The following is a 21,074-nucleotide window of genomic DNA, read 5'->3' on the forward strand; positions in this document are numbered from 1 at the left end:
TTTCCCGGTGTCCGCCCTGCGTCGCGGAATCGGCGCCTCGGGCAACGCCTCCTAGGCTGGGTGACCGTGAAGGTGCTGCTGCTCGAGAACATCCATCCGATCGCCGTCGAGATCCTCGAGGCCCGGGGCTTCGAGGTCGAGCTGCGACCGGGCTCGCTGAGCGAGGACGAGCTGATCGCGGCGCTGGCCGACGTCCACCTGCTCGGGATCCGGTCGAACACCACGATCACCCCGCGGGTCCTGGAGCACGCCTCGGAGCTGCTGGCCATCGGCTGCTTCTGCATCGGCACCAACCAGGTCGACCTCGCCGCCGCGGCCGAGCGCGGGATCGCCGTCTTCAACGCGCCGTACTCCAACACCCGCAGCGTCGTCGAGCTGGTCATCGCCGAGATCATCGTGCTGGCCCGCCGTCTCGCCGAGAAGACCCAGCGCATGCACGACGGCGTGTGGGACAAGTCCGCCAAGGGCAGCCACGAGGTGCGCGGCCGCACGCTGGGCATCGTGGGCTACGGCAACATCGGCACCCAGCTGTCCAACCTCGCCGAGGCGATGGGGCTGCGGGTCATCTTCTTCGACACCGCCGACCGGCTGGCGCACGGGAACGCGCGCCGGGTCAGCACCCTCGACGAGCTGCTCGCCGAGGCCGACGTGGTGAGCATCCACGTGGACGGCCGGCCCGGCAACGCCGGCCTCTTCGGCGCCGAGCAGTTCGCCAAGATGAAGCCGCGCTCGCTGTTCATCAACGCCTCCCGCGGCATGGTCGTCGACGACGTGGCCCTGCGCGAGCACATCCTGTCCGGCCACATCGCTGGCGCCGCCCTCGACGTCTTCCCGGTCGAGCCGAAGGCGCAGGGCGACGAGTTCACCTCGGTGCTGCGCGGCCTCGACAACGTGATCCTCACCCCGCACGTGGGCGGCTCGACCCAGGAGGCGCAGGAGGAGATCGGCTACTTCGTCGCCGGCAAGCTGGCCGGCTTCGCGCTCCAGGGCCAGACCGCGCTCTCGGTGAACCTGCCGGCCGTCCAGGCGCCGGACCTCGACCGGGGCTACCGGGTGGGCTACCTGCACATCAACGTCCCCGGGGTGCTGGCCGGGGTCAACCAGGCGCTGGCCGAGCAGGGCGACAACGTGATCGGCCAGTACCTCTCCACCCGCGGCCAGCAGGGGTACGTCGTGACCGACGCCGTCGACCCGCTCTCCGACGACGTGCTCAAGCGGCTCATCGACTCCCCGCACACGATCTGGCTGCGCACCTGGCAGGCGTGACCGCTTGGCCCGGTCGGTCACGATGAGGGGGTGACTCCTCCCGGATCGACCGCCGTGCGGGCCGCGCGCACGCGGCTGGGGCACGCGTTGTTCCTGCGCGTCGCCGGGCCCGACGGGGCGAAGCACCGCGACCGGATCCACGGCCGCCCCGGGCCACGCTGGTTCGAGCCGGACAGCCCGATCGGGCGGGTGCACGGGGATGCGTCCATGTTCATCGGCGGCATCCGCGCGCTGCTGCTGCAGACCCTGCACCCCGCGGCGATGCGGGCAGTCTCCGAGCACTCCGGCTTCCGCGGCGACATGTGGGGCCGGCTGGCGCGCACCAGCCGGTTCCTCGCCGTGACCACGTTCGGCCACGCCGAGGACGCCCAGCAGGCCGTGGACGCGGTCCGCGCCATCCACGACCGGGTCACCGGCACGATGGACGACGGCACGCCGTACGCCGCCTCCGACCCGCACCTGCTGATGTGGGTGCACGTCGCGGAGGTCGACAGCTTCCTGCTCGCGCACACCGTCTACGGCAAGGAGCCGCTCGACCAGGCCGGCCGGGACACCTACGTCGCCCAGACCGCCGAGGTCGCGCGGCGGCTCGGCGTCCTCGACCCGCCGACGACCGAGGCCGAGCTGAAGGCCGCGCTGGCGGCGTACCGGCCCGAGCTCCGCGGCACCGAGGACGCCCGCGAGGCCGTGTCCTACCTGCTGTTCAGGCCGCCGCTGCCGCTGGCCGCCAGGGCGCCGTACGGCGTGCTGGTCGCCGCCGCGATCGGGCTGATGCCGCGCTGGACCCGTCGGCCGCTGCGTCTGCCCTGGCTCCCGGTCTCTGAGCGCACCGTGGTCCGGGCGCTCGGCGCCGCGGCCACCGGCACGATCCGCTGGGCGATGCGGCCCCCGGCTCAGTCCGAGCGGGACGGCAGCGCCGCCACCACCGCGTAGGTCAGCCCGCACACGACCCCGGCGAGGAACGTGCCCCAGACCAGGTCGACCACGACGACCGCGACGGGGAAGTCCCGCAGCACCGCGAGCCCGGTGAGGTCGAAGGTCGCGTAGGCGACCAGCCCGAAGAAGCCGCCGTTGAGCAGCGCCCGGGTCCGGGAGGTCGCCGGCCGGACCACGAAGTGCACGAGGCCGGCCACGAACAGCGCGTAGAACAGCACCGCGGCACCGGCGTTCGGGTCCTCCGACAGCAGGGTCCCGAGCCGCTCGTCGTAGAGGTCCTGCCCGACCGAGGAGAGCCACACCAGGTCGAGCAGGCAGAACGCGACGGCGGCCACGGCGTACTGGAGCACCCAGGTCTTCACGGGCCCCAGTAAACGGGTACCGCCCACGGGCACCGTAAACAGGTGGTCCGAACCGGGGTGCGCTGCTAGCGTCGCCGTCCCCCCTTCGACGCCCGCGACCGCGGAGGTGCCGCCATGCCCCCAGCCCCCGACAGCACAGCCGTCCACCCTGCCGGTGCCGAGCTGCTCGCCGAGCAGGAGCACCTCGCCGAGTCCCGCCGCCAGCTCGCCCGGATGAGGGAGCGGACCGCGGCGATGGACGCCGCGGCGGCGGGCGACTGGGTGAGCCGGGAGTACCTCGAGTCGACCTTCGCGCTGCGGATGAAGCAGCTGGCCGACGACCCGACGATCCCGCTGTTCTTCGGGCGGCTGGACATGGTCTCGACAGGCTCGACCACCGAAGCAGGCTCGACCACCGAAGCGGGCTCGACCACCGAAGCGGGCTCGACCACCGAAGCGGGCTCGACCACCGAGAGCTGGCACATCGGGCGGCGGCACATCTCCGACCCGACCGGCGAGCCGATGGTGATCGACTGGCGGGCGCCGGTGAGCCTGCCGTTCTACCGCGCCAGCCGGACCGAGCCGATGGGCGTGGGGCTGCGGCGCCGCTACGGCTTCCAGCACGGCCGGCTCACGGCGTTCGAGGACGAGGACCTGGCCACCGGGCGGGTGGACGAGTTCTCCGCGATCCTCGAGGCCGAGATCGAGCGGCCGCGGGTCGGGCCGATGCGCGACATCGTGGCCACCATCCAGCCCGAGCAGGACGTCATCGTGCGCTCCGAGCTGTCCCGGTCGGTGTGCGTGCAGGGCGCGCCGGGCACCGGCAAGACGGCCGTCGGCCTGCACCGCGCGGCGTACCTGCTCTACGCGCACCGCGAGCAGCTGACCCGGCAGGGCGTCCTCGTCGTGGGGCCGAACGCGAGCTTCCTGCGCTACATCCGCGACGTGCTGCCGGCGCTCGGCGAGATCGACGCGACCCAGTCGACCATCGAGGAGCTGGTGGCGAGGACGCTGCGCGAGCAGAACCCGCGCTGGGAGGTCCGGGGCGAGGATCCCGCGGACGTGGCCGTGCTCAAGGGCGACGCCCGGCTCGCCGAGGTGCTGCGCCGGGCCCTGTGGTCCCACGTGCGGACGCCGGACGAGAGCCTGGTCGTGCCGCGCGGCGCGCGGCGGTGGCGGGTCGCGGCGTACGAGGCCGAGGAGCTGGTGGCCTCGCTGCGCGAGCGCGGGGTGAGGTACGGCGCGGCGCGCGCGATGGTGCCCCAGTCGCTGGCCCACCGGGTGCTGGTGCGGATGGAGCTGGCCGGCGACTCTCCCGACGACCGGGTGCAGAACGCGGTGGCCCGGAGCAAGCCGGTCAAGGACTACGCCAAGGCGTTGTGGCCGGCGGTCGAGCCGGCCCGGCTGGTGTGGCGGCTGCTGTCCGACGCCGACTTCCTCGCCGCCGCGGCCGAGGGCATCCTCGACGCCGACGAGCAGGCCCGGCTGCGGTGGTCGCGGCCTGCCAAGAGCCCCGCCTCGACCCGCTGGTCGCTGGCCGACGCGGTGCTGGTCGACGAGGCCGCCGACCTGGTGGAGCGGACTCCGTCGGTGGCGCACATCGTGGCCGACGAGGCGCAGGACCTCTCCCCGATGATGCTGCGGGCGCTTGCCCGGCGGTCCTCGACCGGCTCGCTGACCGTGCTCGGCGACCTCGCCCAGGCGACCACCCCGTGGGCGACCCGGTCCTGGGCGGAGGCCCTCGCGCACCTCGGCAAGCCGGACGCGCACGTCGAGCAGCTGACGCGCGGGTTCCGGGTGCCCGGCGAGGTCATCGAGTACGCCGCCCGCCTGCTCCCCCACATCGCCCCGGACCTCGAGCCGCCCACGTCGGTACGCCGGTCGCGGGGTGAGCTGAGCGTGGTCTCGACAGGCTCGACCACCGAGGACCGGGTCGTCGAGGCGGTGCGCGCGGCCGTGGTGCGCGAGGGGTCGGTCGGGCTGATCGCGCCGGACGCCGGGCTCGACGAGGTCGCGGCCCGGCTCAGCGCGGCCGGCATCGGGTTCGCCGTGCTGGGGGACGCCCCGGCCGACGAGCTGGCGACCGAGTTCGACGCGCACCTCGACCTGGTCCCGGCGAGCCTGGCCAAGGGCCTGGAGTTCGACCACGTCGTGCTGCTGGAGCCGGCGGGCATCGTCGCCGGTGAGCCCGACCGGGTGACCGGGCTGCGCCGGCTGTACGTCTGCCTGACGCGGGCGGTCACCTCGCTGGTCGTGCTCCACGCGGAGCCGCTGCCGGAGGAGCTCGGGAGCCCGGCGGTTCGGGCACACTGACCGGCATGGGTGACCTCGCTGACTGCTGGCCACTGTCGGAGGGCACCGAGGTGCGTGACCGGCTGCTCGAGGCGTACGCCGACCCGGCGCGCGGCTACCACGACCTGCGCCACCTCGAGGAGGTCTGCGCCCGGGTCGAGGAGCTGATCGCCGGAGGGGTGACCGGCTGCGACCGCGAGGTGGTGCTGCTCGCGGCGTGGTTCCACGACGCGGTCCACGACGGGCGCCCGGAGGACGAGGAGCGCTCCGCCGCCTGGGCCGAGGACGAGCTGCCCGCCCTGGTCACCGAGCCCGCCACGGTCGGCGAGGTGGCCCGGCTGGTGCGGCTCACCGAGACCCACCGGCCCGCGGACGACGACGTCGACGGCTGCGTCCTCTCCGACGCCGACCTGGCGATCCTCGCCGCCCCGCGGGACCGGTACGAGGAGTACGCCGCGGACGTGCGGCGGGAGTACGCCCACGTCCCCGACGCCGACTTCAGGACCGGCCGGGCGCTCGTGCTGCGCGACCTGCTCGCCAAGCCGCACCTGTTCCACACGGCGTACGCCCGGACGCAGTGGGAGGCCGCCGCGCGGGCGAACGTCGAGCGCGAGCTGGCCACGCTGACCGGGCCTCGGTGACCTCACCCACCCGTTTGCTTGCGGCGGCGCAGGCCGGCCACGAGGAGGCGCCGCACCAGCTCGCGCGACGAGACCGGCAGCGCGCCGGCGGCGACGACCTGGTCGTACCACTCCGCGGGCACGTCGTAGTGGTCGCGGTCGAAGCCACGCTCGGGGATGCCGACGGTGCGCGCGAACGCGTGCAGCTCGTCGTACGACGCGTCGCTGGCCAGGTGGGACCAGAGCCGGCCGTGACCGGCGGTGTTGGGCGGATCGATCAGGACCGTCATCGGGTGGAGCTGACCGACCCGGCGGCGCGCTCGACGGCGCTGTCGAGCAGCAGCCGCCACGAGCGGACGTGGCCGGCGTCGACGTACGACTTGAGGGAGCCGCCCGGGCGCACCTGCGGCCCGAGGTGGAACATCGACACCCCGGCCCGCACGAACCACGGCACCTGCTCGGCGAGCAGTCCCCCACCGGGCATCAGCAGCCGGGCGACCTGCGGGTCGGCCGCGGTGGCGAGCAGGTCGTCGTACCCCACGCTGAGCCCCTGCGGCGACCCGGCCGAGCGCACCGCGACCAGGCCGGGCAGCCCGAGCAGCCGTCGCCAGGACCGGCGCGGGTCGAGCGTGGCGTCGACCGCCTCGTGGAAGGTCCACGGGACCCCCGGCAGGCTCGTCGCGAGGTGCGTGCACACCTCGGCGTCGATCTCGAGGTCGGCGTCGAGGAAGCCGAACGACACCCCCGCCGCCCCGCAACCGAGGTAGTCCTCGGCGAGGCCGACCAGCCGGGTCAGCTCGCCGCCGGTGGTGGTCCACGAGTCGTTGAGCCGCAGCAGCACGAACACCGGCAGCTCGGTCTCCCGGCAGACCGACGACACGACGCCGGGCTCGGGCGAGAGGACCGCGTCCGCGCCGGCCGCCACGAGGTGCAGGCGGTCGGCACCGCCCTCCTGCGCGCCCGGGACGTCGCGCGGGTGCAGGACCGTCACCTCGAGCAGCGCCTCGCTCATGGTCCGACTCTAGGGCCCGTCGGCCGGGATCCCGCGGCGCCGCACGTGCTCGGCGCCGCCCGCCTTGCCCGCGAGGCATGATGGAGCCCGTGGACAACGCCCTGCTGTTCGACGCCCGGGCCCGGGTCCTCGCCGACCTCCAGGCCCGCGACCACGCGACCGCGACCGCCGTGTCGGCCCTCGAGGACGCGGTCTCCCAGCGCAAGTGGTGGGCCGAGCAGTGGCCCGAGGGCGAGGTGTACGTCGCGGGGCTCGTCGCCCAGGACGTGCAGGACGCGCTGTTCGAGTCGGTCGGCCGGTGGCCGGTCTGCCTGTCCTGCGGGGACGCGCCGGTCCACACGCTCTACATCCAGCCCGACCTGGGCGGGCCGGACCCGGTCTGGGTGTGCGAGGAGTCCGGCAACCCGGTCGCCGAGCTGGGCCGGCTGCACGAGCCGTTCTAGCTCAGCCTTCCTCGCCGAGCTGCACCCACATCGTGAACCGGTCCGCCCGGTAGACCGAGCGGGACACCTCGACGACCTTCTCCTCGGCCACCGCACGACGCGAGTGGCGGAGCACGGCGGCGCCGGTCTCGGTCTCGAGCAGGCCCGCCTCCTCCTCGGTGGCGACGTCGGCGGTGATCGAGTCCTCCGCCCAGGTGGGGCGCAGCCCGCGGGCGTCCAGCGCCTCGTACAGGCTGGTGGGCATCCCGGCCTGCAGGAAGCCCGGGATCAGGATCTCGTTGAGGTAGGCGTCCTCGATGCACATCGGGATGCCGTCGGCGCGGCGCAGCCGCCGCCAGTGGATGACGGCGTCACCCTCGGTGAGGTTCAGGGCGCGGGCCACCCCCGGCCCGGCCTGCTCGCGGCGGGCGAGCAGGGTCTGCGACTCCGCGAGCAGCCCGCGGCGCTGCATCTCCTCGGTGTACGAGGTCAGCCGGCTCGCGACCCGGCGGGGCCGCGCCACGAAGGTGCCCCGGCCTGGGATCCGCTCGAGCAGCCCCTCGACCACGAGCGCGTCCATCGCCTGCCGCACCGTCATCCGGGCCACGCCGAAGCGCTGCACCAGCTCACGCTCGGAGGGGGCCGGGGAGCCCGGCGCGGCGCCGGACACGAGCGAGCGGACGTACTCCCGCACCTGGACGTGCTTGAGCGCGCGGCCCTCGGTCACCAGCAACTCCTCCACGGGAGGCACTGTAAAGCGGCGACGGCGCCGCCGTCCCGGGTTCTTCTCAGACGGGGTGGCCAAATGTTTCCCCTCTCATTCGGTCGCGATGGCTCGCAGTACGTCGAGCCGGGCGGCGCGACGAGCAGGGAAGACGGCCGCGAGGACTCCGATGAGCAGCGCCAGCAGCAGGAAGACCACCAGCTGCGCGTACGGGACACTGATCGCCTCCAGACCCTGGTCCTTCAGCGCGTACATCAGCGCGACCCCGAAGCCGATGCCGAGCACGACCCCGAGCACCGCGCCGAGCACCGAGATCACGACCGACTCCAGCGTGATCATCCAGCGTAGCTGCCGTCGGCTCACCCCGATGGCGCGCAGCAGCCCCACCTCCCGGGTCCGCTCGATCACCGACAGCGCGAGCGTGTTGACGATGCCGAGCACCGCGATCACCAGGGCCAGCCCGAGCAGGGCGTAGATCATCTGCACCAGCTGGTCGATCGGGCCGCGCTGCTCCTCCGCGAACCCCGCCTCGTCCTTCACGGTCACGATCGGGAGCTGCTCCACCACCTGGTCCAGCCGCGCCTGCACCCCGGTGGCGCCGGGCTCGGTGAAGATGATCAGCGCGTTGTCGCGCTGCGGGATCCCGGCGTCGGCCAGCGTCTCCAGCGTGGTGAGGATCGGGAAGAACACCACGGGGTTGTCGTCGTAGATCCCGGCCACCCGCCACCGCTTGGTGCCGGTGGGCATCTTGAGGGTCACGGTGTCCCCGACCGAGAGCCCGTGGTCGGAGGCCCACGAGTCCTCGAGGAAGACGGTCCCGTCCCGCAGGTCGGAGGCCCGGCCCGCGGTCATCGAGAGGCCGAGCGCCGCGGTGTCCCCGGGGTCGGTGGCGGCGACGCCCTGGTCGCCGCCGTCGCGGCTGCCGAAGCCGTAGCGCTCGCGGACCACGTTCGCGACCCCGTCGACCCGCTCCATCCGGTGGGCGATGCCGGCGGGGAACGCGCCGCCGAAGACGTTGCTGACGATGTAGTCGCCCACGAAGTTCTCGGCCACCGACTTGTCGACCGAGGCCTTGGCGGAGTCGCCGACGATCGCCATCGTGCAGGCCAGGGTCAGCCCGATCATCAGCGCCGACGCGGTGGCCGTCGTACGCCGCGGGTTGCGCAGGGAGTTCTGGCCGGCGAGGTTGCCGATGCTGCCGAAGCCGCGGGCGTAGGACGCGCGGGCGCCCAGCAGGAACGGTCGGCTGATCACCGGGCTCGCCGAGGACACCCCGAGCAGCACGGCCAGCACCCCGCCGCCGACGAAGTACCCGGCGTGCGGGACGTCGGCGAACAGCCCCAGCGCCAGCGTGGTCAGCCCGGCGCCGATCAGCACGATCCCCAGCAGCAGCCGCCGGTGCATCGAGCCTTCGGGCAGCGCCACGTCGTCGCGCAGCGCCTGCACCGGCGCGATCCGTCCGGTCCGGCGCGCGGGCAGCCACGCCGCCGTCATCGTGACGACGACGCCCACGACGTACGCCGCGAGGACCGTGCGGGGCTGGAAGATCAGCGCCTGCCCGGACAGGTCGAGCCCGAAGCGCGCGAACAGGGCCCGGATGGCCATCGCCAGCACGTAGCCCAGGCCGAGCCCGGCGGTCGACCCGAGCACGCCGAGGACGAACGCCTCGAGCAGCACCGACGCGCTCACCTGGCGCTTGGAGGCGCCGAGGGCGCGCAGCAGCGCGAGCTCGCGGCTGCGCTGCGCGACCAGGATCGAGAAGGTGTTGACGATGAGGAACGCCCCGACCACCAGCGAGATCCCGGCGAAGATCAGCAGGAACGTGGTGAGGAACGAGACCGCCTGGAGCAGGTCGGTGGCGGACTCGTCGGCCGCGGTGTCGCCGGTGACGACCTCGTAGCCGGCGGGCAGGGCGGCGTCGACGCGGTCGCGCAGCTGCTCCTGCGAGACGCCGTCCGCGGCGGTCACCCACACGTCGTTGAAGACGTCCTTCCCGCCCAGGAAGAACCGCTGCGCGGTCGGGGTGTCGAACAGCGCGAGCGTGGCGCCGTTCAGCGACCCGCCCTCGGGGAAGCCCGCGATGCCGACCAGCTCGGGCATCAGGGTCAGCCGGGTGGCCGTGATCAGCCGGACCCGGTCGCCGATCTGGTAGCCGCCCCGGTCGGCGGTCTTCTCGTCGAGCACCACCTGGTCCTCGCCGTGCGGCGGGTGCCCGCTCAGGATCGCGAGGCCCTGCAGGTCGTGACCGGCCGGGGCGCCGGTCCAGTTGCCGCCCAGCGCCGGCGGCCCGAAGCCGCCCACGACCTTGTTGTCCGTGCCCACCACGAACGCGCCGACCGAGCTGACGTTGCCGTCCACCCGGGCCGCGCCCGGCACCGTCCGCAGCCGGTCGACGACCCCTGCGGGGATCGTCTTCGTGGACGGCTCGCCGGTGACGGTGGTGCCGCCGACGGGGCGTACGACGACGTCCCCCACCGTCGAGGCGAACAGCGCGGTGAAGCTGCGGTTCAGGGTGTCGGAGAAGACCAGCGAGCCGACCACGAACGCCACCCCCAGCACGATGGCGAAGGTGCTCATGATCAGGCGCACCTTGCGCCCGAGCAGGCTCTTGAGGGCCGCGCGGATCATGTCAGGCGCCCGGTCCGGCGGCCGACATCCGGGCCATGATCTCCAGCACCTGCTCGCGGTTCGGACGGCGGACCTCGTCGACCACCCGGCCGTCGGCGAGGAAGACGACCCGGTCGGTGTACGCCGCCGCGACCGGGTCGTGGGTGACCATCACGATGGTCTGCCCGAAGTCGTCGACACTGCGCCGCAGCAGCTCGAGCACCTCGGCGCCGGAGCGCGAGTCGAGGTTGCCGGTGGGCTCGTCGGCGAAGACGATCCGGGGCCGGGAGACCAGCGCGCGGGCGACCGCGACCCGCTGCTGCTGGCCGCCGGACAGCTCGCTGGGCTTGTGCCGCAACCGGTCACCCAGCCGCACGGTCGCGATCACGCTGTCGAACCAGCCCGGGTCGGGCCTGCGGCCGGCGATGGCCAGCGGCAGCAGGATGTTCTCCTCCGCGGTCAGCGTCGGGACGAGGTTGTAGGACTGGAAGACGAAGCCGATCTCGTCGCGGCGCAGCCGGGTGAGCGCCTTGTCCTTGAGGGTGGTGAGGTCCTGGTCCCCGATGAAGACCGACCCCGAGTCGCCGGTGTCGAGGGCGGCGCAGCAGTGCATCAGCGTCGACTTGCCCGAGCCGCTGGGGCCCATCACCGCGGTGAACTCGCCGGTGGCCAGGTCGAGCGAGACGTCGTCGAGGGCCGTGACCAGCGCGGCCCCGCTGCCGTAGGTCTTGGTCAGGTGCCGGACGCGCGCGGCCGGCAGTGCGGTGTGCGTTCCGTCGGTGAGGGCGGTCTGCGTCATGGCACCACGATCTCGCGGATCACCAAACGGCGACCACGGGTTTGCGGCCCTTGCGCCCCCGGCCTCTCCTCGACTCCTCCCCGACACCCGGGACCACGAGATCGAACACGTGTTCGACGTGGCGAGGTAGCATCGGGGCATGGACTTCCAGGGAACCCTCTTCGAGGCGCCCCCGTCGGGCGTGCGGTCCTTCGCCGGGCTCGAGCGGCGGGCCCTGAGCCGGGGCGCCTGGGTGGACGTGCAGCGGACCTGGCTGCCCGGCGCCGACGAGGTGTTCGCCGCGCTCGTGGCCGAGGTGCCGTGGCGGGCCGAGCGGCGCCAGATGTACGACCGGGAGGTCGACGTACCCCGCCTCCTGCACACGTACGGCGTGGGCGAGCCGCTGCCGCACCCGGTGCTGGAGGAGGCCCGCGACGCGCTGTCCGACCACTACCTGCCCGAGCTCGGGGAGCCGTTCGTGACCGCGGGCTGCTGCTACTACCGCGACGGCCGCGACAGCGTCGCCTGGCACGGCGACACCATCGGCCGCGGCCGCAGCCAGGACACCCTGGTCGCGATCGTCTCGGTCGGGGACCCGCGCCGGCTGGTGCTGCGCCCGCGGACCGGCGGCGAGTCGATCGCGATCGAGATGGGCCACGGCGACCTGGTCGTGATGGGCGGCTCCTGCCAGCGGACCTGGGAGCACGCCGTCCCCAAGGTCGCGCACGCCGGGCCCCGGATCTCTGTGCAGTTCCGGCCGCTCAACGTCTTCTGAACGCGTCCACGGCGACCGGGCCGCGGTGGCTGCCGAAGCCCCGCCCGGGGACCCGCTGGTCACTGCCCGCCCCTCGCCCTGCAAAGAGGACCTAGGGGGCCAACTCTCACTGAGGACAAGGGACGGGCCACTTCATCCGTACCCCGGACCCAGCCCGGCTGAGGGGTCGAAGGTCCCCAGTTCTCAGGTCTTCTGGTCGCGACCGTCCGGTTTCGAGACGGTCTGAGCCTCCCCGGCCCCGCTCCCGGTCCCGGTCATCGAACAATCTCCTGGAGCGCCCAGGAGTTCCCATCGGGGTCGGTGAAGAACGCGTACTTGACGCCCCCATGTCGTTGACCTCGGAGACCACGACGCCCCTGCCCGACAGGTGAGCACGGGCCTCCTCGACGTCGTCGACCACCAGGTGCAGGTTGAGCACGCGGGGCGCGTCGGGTTCACTGAACCCGACTCCGAGGGCGATCGAGCACGCCGAGCCGGGTGGGGTCAGCTGGACGACCCGCATCCCGTTGCCGGGCTCGACGTCGTGGTCGAGGTGGAATCCCAGCCGGTCGACGTAGAACTCCTTGCTCCGGTCCACATCGGTCGTGGGCAGCGGGACGAGCTCCAGGCGCATGTCCATGTCGTGACTCCTTCTGTGGCTCGGCGCGTATCGATGGCCAGGAGCATCGCACGTTCGCTCGTCACCTCGTCGGACGCCGGAGCCGCACCAAGCGTTCGGCCAGGGCGGCGATGTCCGCCGGCCCGGTGCCACAGCAGCCGCCGACGAGGCGGGCACCGGCGGCCATCCAGTCCTCGGCGAGACCGAGGTCGAGCGGGTCCCCGTAGGCCCACTGCTTGGTGTCGCTGTCCCAGCTGCCGCCACGGTTGGGGTAGGCCACGGCCGGCAACCCGGTCGCGGCCACCGCAGCGCGCACGGCGCCCAGCACGTCGGCCTGCTCGGAGCAGTTGACGCCCGCGGCGATGATCGACCGGCTGCCGGCGAGGACGGCGTACGCCTCCGGCAGCGGCTGGCCGGCGTTGGTGGTGGCGCCGCGCACGGAGTAGCTGAACCAGGCGGGGACACCGAGATCCTCCAGCAGCGGGACCAGGACCTCGGCCTCGTCGGAGTCGGGGACGGTCTCGACGGCGAGCAGGTCGGGGCCGGCCGCGGCGAGCAGCTCCAGGCGCGGGGCATGGAACTCCCGCAGCCGCGCCGCCGGGACGCCGTACCGGCCCCGGTACTCCGAGCCGTCGGCCAGGAACGCGCCGTACGGCCCGACGGAGGCGGCCACCAGCAGCCCCGGGTGCGTGTCCGCCAGCTCGTCGCGGACCTCGCGCGCGAGGGTCACGCTGGAGGTGATCAGGCGCCGCGCCTGCGCCGCGTCGTACCCGGCGGCGACCAGGCCCTCGACGCTGGCCTGGTAGCTCGCGGTCGTCACGACCCGGGCCCCCGCCCGGTAGTAGGCGCGGTGCGCCCGCGCGATCCGGTCCGGCTCCTCGCCCAGGAGCCGGGCCGTCCACAGCGCGCCGCCGAGATCGGCGCCCTGTTCCTCCAGGGCCGTGGAGAGCCCGCCGTCGAGGACGACGGGTCCGGCGAGGGAGGCGAAGTCGAGCACGATTACATCCTGCCCCCTCGCTGCGCAGGGCTAGCTGCGCAGGTAGGAGGCGCCGTTCACGTCGATGATCGTGCCCGTGGAGAAGCGCGCCTGCGGGGAGGCGAGCCAGAGCACCGCGGCGGCGACCTCCTCGGGGCGGGCCACCCGCCCGAACGGCGACTGGGCACGTACGGCGTCGCCGCCGGGGCCGTCGAGCACCTCGCGCGCCATCTCGGTCTGCACGAAGCCGGGCGCCACCGTGCCGACGGCGATCCCGTGCGGCGCCAGGGCGAGCGCCATCGACTGGCCGAAGGCGTTCATCCCTGCCTTGGACGCCGCGTAGGCCGGGTTCGCCGGCTCGCCCCGGAACGCACCGCGGCTCGACACGTTGACGATCGCGCCGCCGCCGGCGGCCTGCAGGTGCGGGACCGCGCAGAAGGCTGCGTTGGCGGCGCCGACGAGGTTGGTGGCCAGGGTCTGCGACCAGGCCGCCTGCCACTCGTCGTACGACGTGGTCAGCGGCGGGTGCGCGCGGAAGACCCCGGCGTTGTTCACCAGCACGTCCAGCCGGCCGAGCTCGTCGGCGGCGCGGTCCACCGCCGCGCGCACCGCGTCCGGCTGGGCCATGTCCGCCTGCACGCTGACGTGCCCCTCCCCGGCGAGGGAGGCGCGCACCTCCTCGGCCGACCGCGCCGAGGTCCCGTAGTGGACCGCGACCCGGTCGCCCTGCTCCGCGAAGGCGCGGGCGATGGCGGCGCCGATGCCGCGGGAACCCCCGGTGACCAGGACACCGCGGCGCTCCGGCGTCATCGGACGCCCCCGGTGGCGCGGCTGCGGGCAGGCTCTCGTGTCATGGTGCGATCCTCTCGCAGGGCACGGGGTCGTGTGCTGCGCGAACGCGACATGCCGCGTTCCCAGGCACATGGCCCGAGGCGGGACTAGCCTGTCCGGCGTGGTGAGCCAGCCCGACACGGGAGAGATCGACGTCCTGGTCCTCGCGGCCGTGGCGCCCGCGGGTAGCACGGCCACGACCATCGCCGAGCGGCTCGGGCAGCCGGCCGAGGCCGTCCGGGCGGCCGTCCTGCGGCTCCGGCAGGGCGGCCTGGTGGAGGCGACCGGGGACTCCGTGACGCTCACCGCAGCGGGAGGACTGGCCGCCGCCCACGCCCGGAGGCTCGGACCCACCGCGGTCGCGGGGAGCCCGGCACCCACCCTCGACCTGGGCGAGGCCGCCCGGATGATCGGGTCCCTGTTCCCGGCCCGTGGCGCTCCCCCGGCGGAGACCGCGGCGCGGGACGGCCTGCTCGCCGCGGACGCCGACCGGGACGCCGTGGTGCGGCTGCTGTCCGAGGCGTTCGCCCAGGGCAGGCTCTCGTCCGGCGAGCTGGAGCAGCGGACCGGTCGTGCACTGTCGGCCCGGACCTACGGCGAGCTCGACGACGTCCTCCAGGGGCTCGGCGGTCTGCCGCGGCCGGTCAGCCGCCATCCCGTGCGCACGGCCGTCTTCTGGGTGGTCGCGCTGCTCCTGTCCCCGTTCGTGCTGCTGGGGGCGCTGTTGCTCGCATTCGGGTCCGACGCGGGTGACCGCGTCGGCGGCATCGTGCTCCTCGTCCTGCTGCTGCCCGGGCTGTACCGGCTCCGGAGCTGGGCCGCGCCGCGCGGCTGAGCCGGCTGCCGTTGGGACGTGCGTCACGCCGTCGGTAAACCGCGTGCCGCTGTCGGCGCCCGCTGCGACACTGCTCGGCGATGAGCACCACGACGCCGCCCCGCCCCAGCCTCGCCTCGTTCTGGCACGACCTGCCCCGCGAGGGGAAGCTGCTGCTGTCGGTGGTGGTCTTCGAGTTCCTCGGCACCGGCCTGGTGCTGCCCTTCCACGTGGTCTACCTGCACGAGGTCCGCGGCTTCTCGCTCAGCGACGTGGGCCTGCTGCTGGCCCTGCCCCCGCTGGTCGGGTTCCTGGTCGTCGGCCCGGGCGGCACCCTCATCGACCGGCTCGGGGCGCGCAGCATCCTGGTCGGCACCATGCTGCTCCTGGTCTGCGGAGACGTGCTGCTCGCCTTCGCCGGCACCCCGTGGTCGGCGGGGACGGCGCTCACGCTGTCGGGTGTCGCCTTCGGCGTCTCCTGGCCGGCGTCGCAGTCGTTCATCGCCGCGGCGGTCCCGGCCGCGTTGCGCCAGCGCTACTTCGGTGTCAGCTTCACCCTGCTCAACCTCGGCATCGGGATCGGGGGCATCATCGGCGGCGCGTTCCTCGACGTCGACCGGCTGGGCACCTTCCAGACGATCTACCTGCTCGACGCGGTGAGCTTCCTGCCCGGCCTGTTCCTGCTCGTGGTGCCGCTGCGGCACGTCGCCGGCCGCCCGGTGCACGACGACTCCCTCGAGGACGCCCGGGTCAGCTACCTCGCGGTGCTGCGGCGCCCGGCGGTCGCGTCCTTGATGCTGCTCGGATTCGTCTCCTCGTTCGTCGGCTACTCCCAGCTGAACGCCGGCATGCCGGCGTTCGCCCGGGCCGTGGGCGAGGTGTCGACCCAGGGCCTCGGTCTCGCGTTCGCCGCCAACACCGTGGTGATCGTGCTGCTCCAGCTCGTGGTGCTGCAGCGCATCGAGGGCCGCCGCCGGACCCGGGTCATCGCCGTGATGGGCGTGCTGTGGGCGGTGTCCTGGGTGCTGCTCGGCGGCTCGGGCCTGGTGCCGGGCACGCTCGGCGCCACCATGCTGGTCGCCGGCTGCGCCTCGGTCTTCGCCCTCGGCGAGACGCTGCTGCAGCCGACCATCCCGGCGCTGGTCAACGACCTCGCCCCCGACCACCTGCGGGGGCGCTACAACGCGCTGAGCTCCGCCGCCTTCCAGCTCGCGGCGATCATCGCGCCGCCGATCTCGGGCGCGCTGGTCGGCCACCACCTCGGCAACGTCTACATCGGCTCGCTGGTCGTCGGCTCGCTCCTGGTCGGGGCCCTGGCCATCGCACGCCTCGAGCCGCAGCTCCCGCCCGAGGTGAACGGCGTCCGCACGCCGGCGCCCGCCGAGGAGGCCGTGCCGGCCTGACAGCACGACGGGTCGCGGTCAGTCGCGCCTCGAGACCACCCACCAGATGAGGGCGAGCACGCCGAGCACGACGGCACCCTGCTTCCAGTAGCTCTTCACGAGCACCGGCAGCACGGCGGCGCCGAGGTCCAGCGCGTCGTCCCCGGCGGCCGCGTGCTTCGGCGCGCCCACCGGGGCGGCGCGCGGCGCGGGGGGCGGGGCGGCGGGGGCACCGGCCGCGTGAACCTCCGCGGCCGGCGTCCCCTCAGCGCCCGCGGCCCCGGCGACAGGGGACACCGGTTCGGCCGCGGGCTCTGCACCGGCGGCGGGAGCCTCGGCCAGCGGGCCGCCACCCAGCCTGGACTCCAGGCAGGCGACGAACTGCCCGAGCAGCTTGTCGGAGACGTCCTGCATCACCCCGCGCCCGAACTGTGCGGGCTTGCCGGTGATGGACAGGTCGGTGAGCACCTCCACGTCGGTGGCGGAACCCGCGTCGGCGTCGGCCATGGTGAGCGTGACGGTGGCACCGGCCGTGCCGTTGCCGCGCTTGTCCTTGCCCTTGGCCTCCACGACGAAGCGGTGCGCCGTCTCGTCCTTCTCGATGAACGTGCCGGAGCCGTTGTACACCAGCGCGATCGGACCGAGCTTGACCTTCACCGAGCCGGTGAAGGCGTCGGACTCGACGGCGGTCACCGACGCCCCCGGGAAGCACTCGGCCACCGAGGCGATGTCCTGGAAGTGCGCCCAGGTCTCGTCGACGCTGGTCGGGACGGTGAAGCGGTGTTGAAGATCCACGGGCCTCAGCTCCCTGCGGCCGCGAGGACCGCGCGCCGGGTCAGCACGGTGGCGAGGTGCCGGCGGTAGTCGGCGTCGCCGTTGAGGTCCGAGGGCGGGTTGGCCCCCTCGGCGGCCCTCGCCGCCGCGGAGCGGACCGCCTCGTCGGTGGCCGGCTGTCCGGCCAGGGCCTCCTCGACCGCGCGGGCCCGCAGCGGCGTGGAGCCCATGTTGGTCAGCCCGACCCGGGCCTCGCTGATCGTGCCCCCGTCGACCTTGACCGCGGCGGCGACCGCCACGATGGGCCACTGGTGCGCCACCCGGACGAACTTCTCGTAGTGCGCGCCCCAGCCGGTGTGCTTGGGGACCCGGACCTCGGTGAGGATCTCGTCCTCACCGATCGCGGTCTCGAAGAGGTCGACGAAGAAGTCGTCGGCCGCCACGGTGCGGGTCCCGCCGCTGCCGGCGATCACGAACTGGGCGCCGAGGGCCAGCGTCGGGGCGCCGAGGTCACCGGCCGGGTCGGCGTGCGCCAGGGCGCCGCCGAAGGTGCCCCGGTGCCGGATCTGGGCGTCGGCGAGGTGCTCGACCGCCTTGCTGATCAGCGCCGCGTGCTCGGCGACCAGCGGGTCGGACCCGACCACGGCGTGCTGGGTCATCGCGCCGATGACGATCGCGTCACCGTCGTCCCGGATCCCGCGCATCGAGTCGATCCGGCCGAGGTCGATGACGACCTCGGGGGCGTTGAGCCGCATCCGCAGCACCGGCAGCAGGCTCTGACCGCCGGCGAGGATCTTGGCGTCGTCGCCGTGCTCGGCGAGCGCGGCCAGCGCCTCCTCCACCGAGGTGGGTGCGATGTAGTCGAACTGTGCGGGGATCACTGGCCCGCTCCTTCCGTGCTGTCCTGACCCGGCTCGGCCTGATCGAAGTGCGGCATCGCGGCTCCCTCGGTGTCGGCGGTCCCGCCGCCGCCGGCGCCGTTGATTGCCTTCCACACCCGCTCGGGGGTGCAGGGCATCTGGATGTCGTTGATGCCGAGGTGGCGCACCGCGTCCACCACCGCGTTCACGACCGCGGGGGTCGAGGCGATCGTGCCCGCCTCGCCCACACCCTTAGTGCCGAGGCTGTTGGTCGTCGCCGGCGAGGTGGTGTGGTCGATGTCGAAGCTGATCGTGTCGGCCGCGGTCGGCAGCAGGTAGTCGACGAAGGAGCCGGACACCAGCGTCCCGGAGTCGTCGTACACCGCCTCCTCCCACAGCGCCTGCGCGATCCCCTGGACCAGGCCACCGTGCACCTGCCCGGAGACGATCAGCGGGTTGACGATGTTGCCGATGTCGTCGACGCAGACGTACTTGCGCATCTTCAGCGCCCCGGTCTCGGTGTCGACCTCCATCGCGCACAGGTGGGTGCCGTGCGGGAAGTTGAAGTTGACGGGGTCGTACGTCGCCTCCGAGTCGATCGAGGGCTCCACACCGTCGGGCAGGTTGTGCGCCGCGAACACGGCGGTGGCGATCTCCCCGATCGCCATGCCCTGGTCGGTGCCCTTGACGGAGAACCGGCCGCCGGAGAACTCCAGGTCGTCGACCGAGGCCTCGAGCAGGTGCGCCGCGATCGGCCTGGCCTTCTCGATCACCTTGTCGGCCGCCCGGACCACCGCCTCGCCGCCGACGACCAGCGACCGCGACCCGTAGGTGTCCAGGCCCTTGTGGGAGATCTGGGTGTCACCGTGCAGGATCTCGACGTCCTCGAAGGCCACGCCGAGCCGGTCGGCGACGATCTGGCTGAAGGCCGTCTCGTGGCCCTGGCCGTGCGCGGAGGCGCCGGTGATCACCTCGACCTTGCCGGTGGCCAGCATGCGCACGCTCGCGTGCTCCCAGCCGCCGGCGCCGTAGTTGAGCGAGCCCAGGACCCGGGACGGGGCCAGGCCGCACATCTCGGTGAAGGTGGAGACGCCGATGCCGAGCTGGACGGGGTCACCGGAGTCCCGGCGACGCTTCTGCTCGGCCCGCAGCTCGTCGTACCCGAACAGCTCCTTGGCCCTGGCGGTGGCGGCCTCGTAGTTGCCCGAGTCGTACTCGAGCCCGGCCACCGTGGTGAACGGGAACTCCTCGTGCCTGATCCAGTTCTTCTCGCGGACCTCGAGCGGGTCCATGCCCACCTCGGCGGCCAGCTCGTTCATCAGCCGCTCGATGGCGTACGTCGCCTCCGGCCGGCCGGCGCCGCGGTAGGCGTCGGTCCAGGTCTTGTTGGTGAAGACGGTCTGGCAGTTGAACTGGTAGGCGGGGAACTTGTAGATCGCGTTGAACATGAACGCGCCGAGCACCGGCACCCCACCGCCGACGAGCGCGACGTAGGAGCCCAGGTCGGCCAGCAGGTCGACCTTGAGGCCGGTGACCGTGCCGTCCTTGGTGGCGGCGAGCGTGAGCGTCTGCCACTGGTCGCGGCCGTGGTGGCCGCTCATCAGGGACTCCGAGCGCGTCTCGGTGTACTTCACCGGCTTGCCCAGCCGGCGCGCCACCGCGAAGGCGATCATCTCCTCCGGCGTCTGCTGCAGCTTGCCGCCGAACCCACCGCCGACGTCGGGGGCGATGACCCGGATCTTCGACTCGGGAACCCCGGTCGTGGCCGCCAGCGCGAACCGGAGGATGTGCGGGATCTGGGTGGCCGACCACATGGTGATCTGCTCCCCGGTCGGGTCGACGACGACCGAGCGGGGCTCCATGAACGCCGGGATCAGCCGCTGCTGGCGGTACTCGCGCTCGATGACGATCCCCTCGGAGCGCGCCTTGTCGATCGCCTCGTCGACGCTTCCGCCGGTCCCCGCCTGCTCGGAGTCGAACTGCCAGAGGGCCGACTTGTTGGTGCCGAGGTCCGGGTGGGCGAGCACCCCCCCGTTGTCAGCAGTAGCCTCGGCCGCCTCCTTGAGGTCGAGCGCGGCCGGCAGCTCGTCGTACGACACGTCGACGAGCTCGGCGGCGTCGCGGGCCTCCGCGGCGCTGCGGGCGACCACCACGGCGACGATCTCCCCGGCGAAGGTGACCCGGTCGGCGGGCAGCGGCGGGTGGGCCGGGGTGACCTGGTCGGTCGTGATCGCCCAGGCGTTGATGCACGCGCCCTGGGTCTCCGCGAGGTCGGCACCGGTGAGGACGGCGACCACGTTGGTCGCCTGCGCGGCGGCGCCGGTGTCGATGCTGGTGATCTTCGCGTGCGCGAAGGGGCTGCGCACCATGGCCATGTGCAGCATCCCCGGCAGCGTGATGTTGTCGGTCCAGCGGGTGCGTCCGGTGATCAGGCGCTGGTCCTCCTTGCGCCGGCGCTCCCGACCGATCTCCTTGGCCTCGGTGGGGCGCTCCACGGTGGCGGTCATGCCGTCACCTCCTCGCCCTGCCCGGAGGCGTGCTGCACGGCCCGCACGATGTTGTGGTAGCCGGTGCAGCGGCACAGGTTCCCCTCGAGCCCGAGCCGGATCTCCTCCTCGCTGGGCTTCGGGTTCTCCTGCAGCAGCGCGACGCTCTGCATGATCATCCCCGGCGTGCAGAAGCCGCACTGCAGGCCGTGGCACTCCCGGAAAGCCTCCTGGACCGGGTGCAGCCGGCCGTCGCTGGCCAGGCCCTCGATCGTGGTCACCTCGGCGCCGTCGGCCTGGACGGCGAGCACGTTGCAGGACTTCACGCTGGTGCCGTTGAGGTGGACCGTGCACGCGCCGCAGTTGCTGGTGTCGCAGCCGATGACGGTCCCGGTCTTCCCGAGGCGTTCACGCAGGTACTGCACCAGCAGCATGCGGGGTTCGACGTCGTCGGAGACCGACGCTCCGTCGACTGTGAGGCTGATCCGGGTCATGGACGACTCCCTGGGTCGAGTGGCGCTGTGACGCCGCTCACGCTAGGGCCGCCCGGTTGGCGAATGGTTGGGCCTTTGGTCCCCTC

General features: G+C 73.2%; 21 protein-coding genes. 8 read left to right on the forward strand and 13 right to left on the reverse strand.

Annotation, left to right across the window (positions count from 1 at the left end):
• Positions 1 to 66: 66 nt before the first annotated feature.
• Together serA and ABD268_RS01765 are read left to right on the forward strand one after the other, a co-directional pair.
• Entirely contained in the window at positions 67 to 1,266 is a 1,200-nt protein-coding gene (serA, locus tag ABD268_RS01760; RefSeq protein WP_344146650.1) for a phosphoglycerate dehydrogenase, read from the forward strand.
• A 30-nt stretch (positions 1,267 to 1,296) separates the two neighbouring features.
• Positions 1,297 to 2,199, forward strand: coding sequence for an oxygenase MpaB family protein (locus ABD268_RS01765; protein WP_344146653.1), 903 nt, complete (start codon positions 1,297 to 1,299; stop codon positions 2,197 to 2,199).
• Here the strand turns inward: ABD268_RS01765 and ABD268_RS01770 are convergent.
• A complete protein-coding gene (locus tag ABD268_RS01770; protein ID WP_344146656.1) occupies positions 2,160 to 2,564 on the reverse strand; it encodes a DUF2177 family protein in 405 nt (134 codons plus the stop codon). The two genes, ABD268_RS01765 and ABD268_RS01770, sit on opposite strands and share 40 nt — an antisense overlap.
• A 114-nt stretch (positions 2,565 to 2,678) precedes the next feature.
• Here ABD268_RS01770 and ABD268_RS01775 point away from each other — a divergent pair, with 114 nt between their 5' ends.
• Together ABD268_RS01775 and ABD268_RS01780 are read left to right on the forward strand one after the other, a co-directional pair.
• Positions 2,679 to 4,856 carry a HelD family protein gene (locus ABD268_RS01775; protein ID WP_344146659.1) on the forward strand — a complete coding sequence of 726 codons (2,178 nt, stop codon included), beginning with the start codon at positions 2,679 to 2,681 and terminating at the stop codon, positions 4,854 to 4,856.
• Between the two features lie 5 nt (positions 4,857 to 4,861).
• Complete coding sequence (locus tag ABD268_RS01780; protein WP_344146662.1) at positions 4,862 to 5,476, forward strand: HD domain-containing protein; 615 nt, start codon at positions 4,862 to 4,864, stop codon at positions 5,474 to 5,476.
• 2 nt (positions 5,477 to 5,478) lie between these two features.
• Here ABD268_RS01780 and ABD268_RS01785 read toward each other — a convergent pair whose 3' ends face one another.
• Both ABD268_RS01785 and ABD268_RS01790 read right to left on the reverse strand, forming a co-directional pair.
• Positions 5,479 to 5,745 (reverse strand): DUF4031 domain-containing protein, encoded by a 267-nt coding sequence (locus tag ABD268_RS01785; protein ID WP_344146665.1) that lies wholly within the window; start codon positions 5,743 to 5,745, stop codon positions 5,479 to 5,481.
• Positions 5,742 to 6,467 carry a copper homeostasis protein CutC gene (locus tag ABD268_RS01790; RefSeq protein WP_344146668.1) on the reverse strand — a complete coding sequence of 242 codons (726 nt, stop codon included), beginning with the start codon at positions 6,465 to 6,467 and terminating at the stop codon, positions 5,742 to 5,744. The genes ABD268_RS01785 and ABD268_RS01790 overlap by 4 nt, the downstream gene beginning before the upstream one ends.
• A gap of 80 nt (positions 6,468 to 6,547) precedes the next feature.
• Between ABD268_RS01790 and ABD268_RS01795 the strand changes: the two genes are divergently transcribed.
• Positions 6,548 to 6,910, forward strand: a complete 363-nt coding sequence (locus ABD268_RS01795; protein WP_344147935.1) for a hypothetical protein — start codon at positions 6,548 to 6,550, stop codon at positions 6,908 to 6,910.
• 1 nt (position 6,911) lies between these two features.
• Here the strand turns inward: ABD268_RS01795 and ABD268_RS01800 are convergent, their stop codons facing one another.
• The 3 genes from ABD268_RS01800 to ABD268_RS01810 all read right to left on the reverse strand — a co-directional run bounded on the left by ABD268_RS01800 (position 6,912) and on the right by ABD268_RS01810 (position 11,019).
• Positions 6,912 to 7,631, reverse strand: a complete 720-nt coding sequence (locus ABD268_RS01800; RefSeq protein WP_344146671.1) for a GntR family transcriptional regulator — start codon at positions 7,629 to 7,631, stop codon at positions 6,912 to 6,914.
• Between the two features lie 75 nt (positions 7,632 to 7,706).
• The gene (locus ABD268_RS01805; protein WP_344146674.1) at positions 7,707 to 10,241 is read right to left on the reverse strand and encodes an ABC transporter permease; all 2,535 of its coding nucleotides are present in this window, start codon (positions 10,239 to 10,241) and stop codon (positions 7,707 to 7,709) included.
• A 1-nt stretch (position 10,242) separates the two neighbouring features.
• Entirely contained in the window at positions 10,243 to 11,019 is a 777-nt protein-coding gene (locus ABD268_RS01810) for an ABC transporter ATP-binding protein (protein WP_344146677.1), read from the reverse strand.
• Positions 11,020 to 11,158: 139 nt separating this feature from the next.
• On the opposite strand from ABD268_RS01810, the gene ABD268_RS01815 reads away from it, so the two are divergent.
• On the forward strand, positions 11,159 to 11,773 hold the full coding sequence (locus tag ABD268_RS01815) for an alpha-ketoglutarate-dependent dioxygenase AlkB (RefSeq protein WP_344146679.1): 615 nt from the start codon (positions 11,159 to 11,161) through the stop codon (positions 11,771 to 11,773).
• A gap of 106 nt (positions 11,774 to 11,879) precedes the next feature.
• On the opposite strand, the gene ABD268_RS01820 is transcribed toward ABD268_RS01815, so the two are convergent.
• From ABD268_RS01820 to ABD268_RS01830, 3 genes are all read right to left on the reverse strand, one after another.
• On the reverse strand, positions 11,880 to 12,392 hold the full coding sequence (locus ABD268_RS01820; protein WP_344146687.1) for a VOC family protein: 513 nt from the start codon (positions 12,390 to 12,392) through the stop codon (positions 11,880 to 11,882).
• A gap of 61 nt (positions 12,393 to 12,453) precedes the next feature.
• Positions 12,454 to 13,368 (reverse strand): homocysteine S-methyltransferase, encoded by a 915-nt coding sequence (gene mmuM, locus ABD268_RS01825; RefSeq protein WP_344146690.1) that lies wholly within the window; start codon positions 13,366 to 13,368, stop codon positions 12,454 to 12,456.
• Positions 13,369 to 13,398: 30 nt separating this feature from the next.
• Positions 13,399 to 14,157, reverse strand: coding sequence for an SDR family NAD(P)-dependent oxidoreductase (locus ABD268_RS01830; protein WP_344146693.1), 759 nt, complete (start codon positions 14,155 to 14,157; stop codon positions 13,399 to 13,401).
• A 142-nt stretch (positions 14,158 to 14,299) separates the two neighbouring features.
• Between ABD268_RS01830 and ABD268_RS01835 the strand changes: the two genes are divergently transcribed.
• On the forward strand, positions 14,300 to 15,013 hold the full coding sequence (locus ABD268_RS01835; RefSeq protein ID WP_344146696.1) for a DUF1707 SHOCT-like domain-containing protein: 714 nt from the start codon (positions 14,300 to 14,302) through the stop codon (positions 15,011 to 15,013).
• Positions 15,014 to 15,093: 80 nt separating this feature from the next.
• Positions 15,094 to 16,395, forward strand: coding sequence for an MFS transporter (locus tag ABD268_RS01840; protein WP_344146699.1), 1,302 nt, complete (start codon positions 15,094 to 15,096; stop codon positions 16,393 to 16,395).
• Positions 16,396 to 16,413: 18 nt separating this feature from the next.
• Here ABD268_RS01840 and ABD268_RS01845 read toward each other — a convergent pair whose 3' ends face one another.
• The 4 genes from ABD268_RS01845 to ABD268_RS01860 are packed head-to-tail and all read right to left on the reverse strand — an operon-like array spanning position 16,414 to position 20,988.
• Positions 16,414 to 17,169, reverse strand: coding sequence for an SRPBCC family protein (locus ABD268_RS01845; protein WP_344146702.1), 756 nt, complete (start codon positions 17,167 to 17,169; stop codon positions 16,414 to 16,416).
• Between the two features lie 5 nt (positions 17,170 to 17,174).
• Positions 17,175 to 18,029, reverse strand: a complete 855-nt coding sequence (locus tag ABD268_RS01850) for an FAD binding domain-containing protein (protein WP_344146705.1) — start codon at positions 18,027 to 18,029, stop codon at positions 17,175 to 17,177.
• Positions 18,026 to 20,515 (reverse strand): xanthine dehydrogenase family protein molybdopterin-binding subunit, encoded by a 2,490-nt coding sequence (locus ABD268_RS01855; protein WP_344146707.1) that lies wholly within the window; start codon positions 20,513 to 20,515, stop codon positions 18,026 to 18,028. The genes ABD268_RS01850 and ABD268_RS01855 overlap by 4 nt, the downstream gene beginning before the upstream one ends.
• Positions 20,512 to 20,988 (reverse strand): (2Fe-2S)-binding protein, encoded by a 477-nt coding sequence (locus ABD268_RS01860; protein ID WP_344146710.1) that lies wholly within the window; start codon positions 20,986 to 20,988, stop codon positions 20,512 to 20,514. The genes ABD268_RS01855 and ABD268_RS01860 overlap by 4 nt, the downstream gene beginning before the upstream one ends.
• Between the last annotated feature and the right edge of the window lie 86 nt (positions 20,989 to 21,074).

Origin of the sequence: Nocardioides koreensis (genome assembly GCF_039531775.1) — a bacterium.
Lineage (GTDB): Bacteria > Actinomycetota > Actinomycetes > Propionibacteriales > Nocardioidaceae > Nocardioides > Nocardioides koreensis.

Excerpts from the sequence above, each read along its gene's own strand:
- ABD268_RS01775 (WP_344146659.1), top strand. The coding sequence starts at position 2,679 with ATGCCCCCAGCCCCCGACAGCACAGCCGTCCACCCTGCCGGTGCCGAG.
- ABD268_RS01780 (WP_344146662.1), top strand. The coding sequence starts at position 4,862 with ATGGGTGACCTCGCTGACTGCTGGCCACTGTCGGAGGGCACCGAGGTG.
- ABD268_RS01785 (WP_344146665.1), bottom strand. The coding sequence starts at position 5,745 with ATGACGGTCCTGATCGATCCGCCCAACACCGCCGGTCACGGCCGGCTC.
- ABD268_RS01790 (WP_344146668.1), bottom strand. The coding sequence starts at position 6,467 with ATGAGCGAGGCGCTGCTCGAGGTGACGGTCCTGCACCCGCGCGACGTC.
- ABD268_RS01795 (WP_344147935.1), top strand. The coding sequence starts at position 6,548 with ATGGAGCCCGTGGACAACGCCCTGCTGTTCGACGCCCGGGCCCGGGTC.
- ABD268_RS01805 (WP_344146674.1), bottom strand. The coding sequence starts at position 10,241 with ATGATCCGCGCGGCCCTCAAGAGCCTGCTCGGGCGCAAGGTGCGCCTG.
- ABD268_RS01810 (WP_344146677.1), bottom strand. The coding sequence starts at position 11,019 with ATGACGCAGACCGCCCTCACCGACGGAACGCACACCGCACTGCCGGCC.
- ABD268_RS01815 (WP_344146679.1), top strand. The coding sequence starts at position 11,159 with ATGGACTTCCAGGGAACCCTCTTCGAGGCGCCCCCGTCGGGCGTGCGG.
- ABD268_RS01820 (WP_344146687.1), bottom strand. The coding sequence starts at position 12,392 with ATGGACATGCGCCTGGAGCTCGTCCCGCTGCCCACGACCGATGTGGAC.
- ABD268_RS01830 (WP_344146693.1), bottom strand. The coding sequence starts at position 14,157 with ATGACGCCGGAGCGCCGCGGTGTCCTGGTCACCGGGGGTTCCCGCGGC.
- ABD268_RS01840 (WP_344146699.1), top strand. The coding sequence starts at position 15,094 with ATGAGCACCACGACGCCGCCCCGCCCCAGCCTCGCCTCGTTCTGGCAC.
- ABD268_RS01855 (WP_344146707.1), bottom strand. The coding sequence starts at position 20,515 with ATGACCGCCACCGTGGAGCGCCCCACCGAGGCCAAGGAGATCGGTCGG.
- ABD268_RS01860 (WP_344146710.1), bottom strand. The coding sequence starts at position 20,988 with ATGACCCGGATCAGCCTCACAGTCGACGGAGCGTCGGTCTCCGACGAC.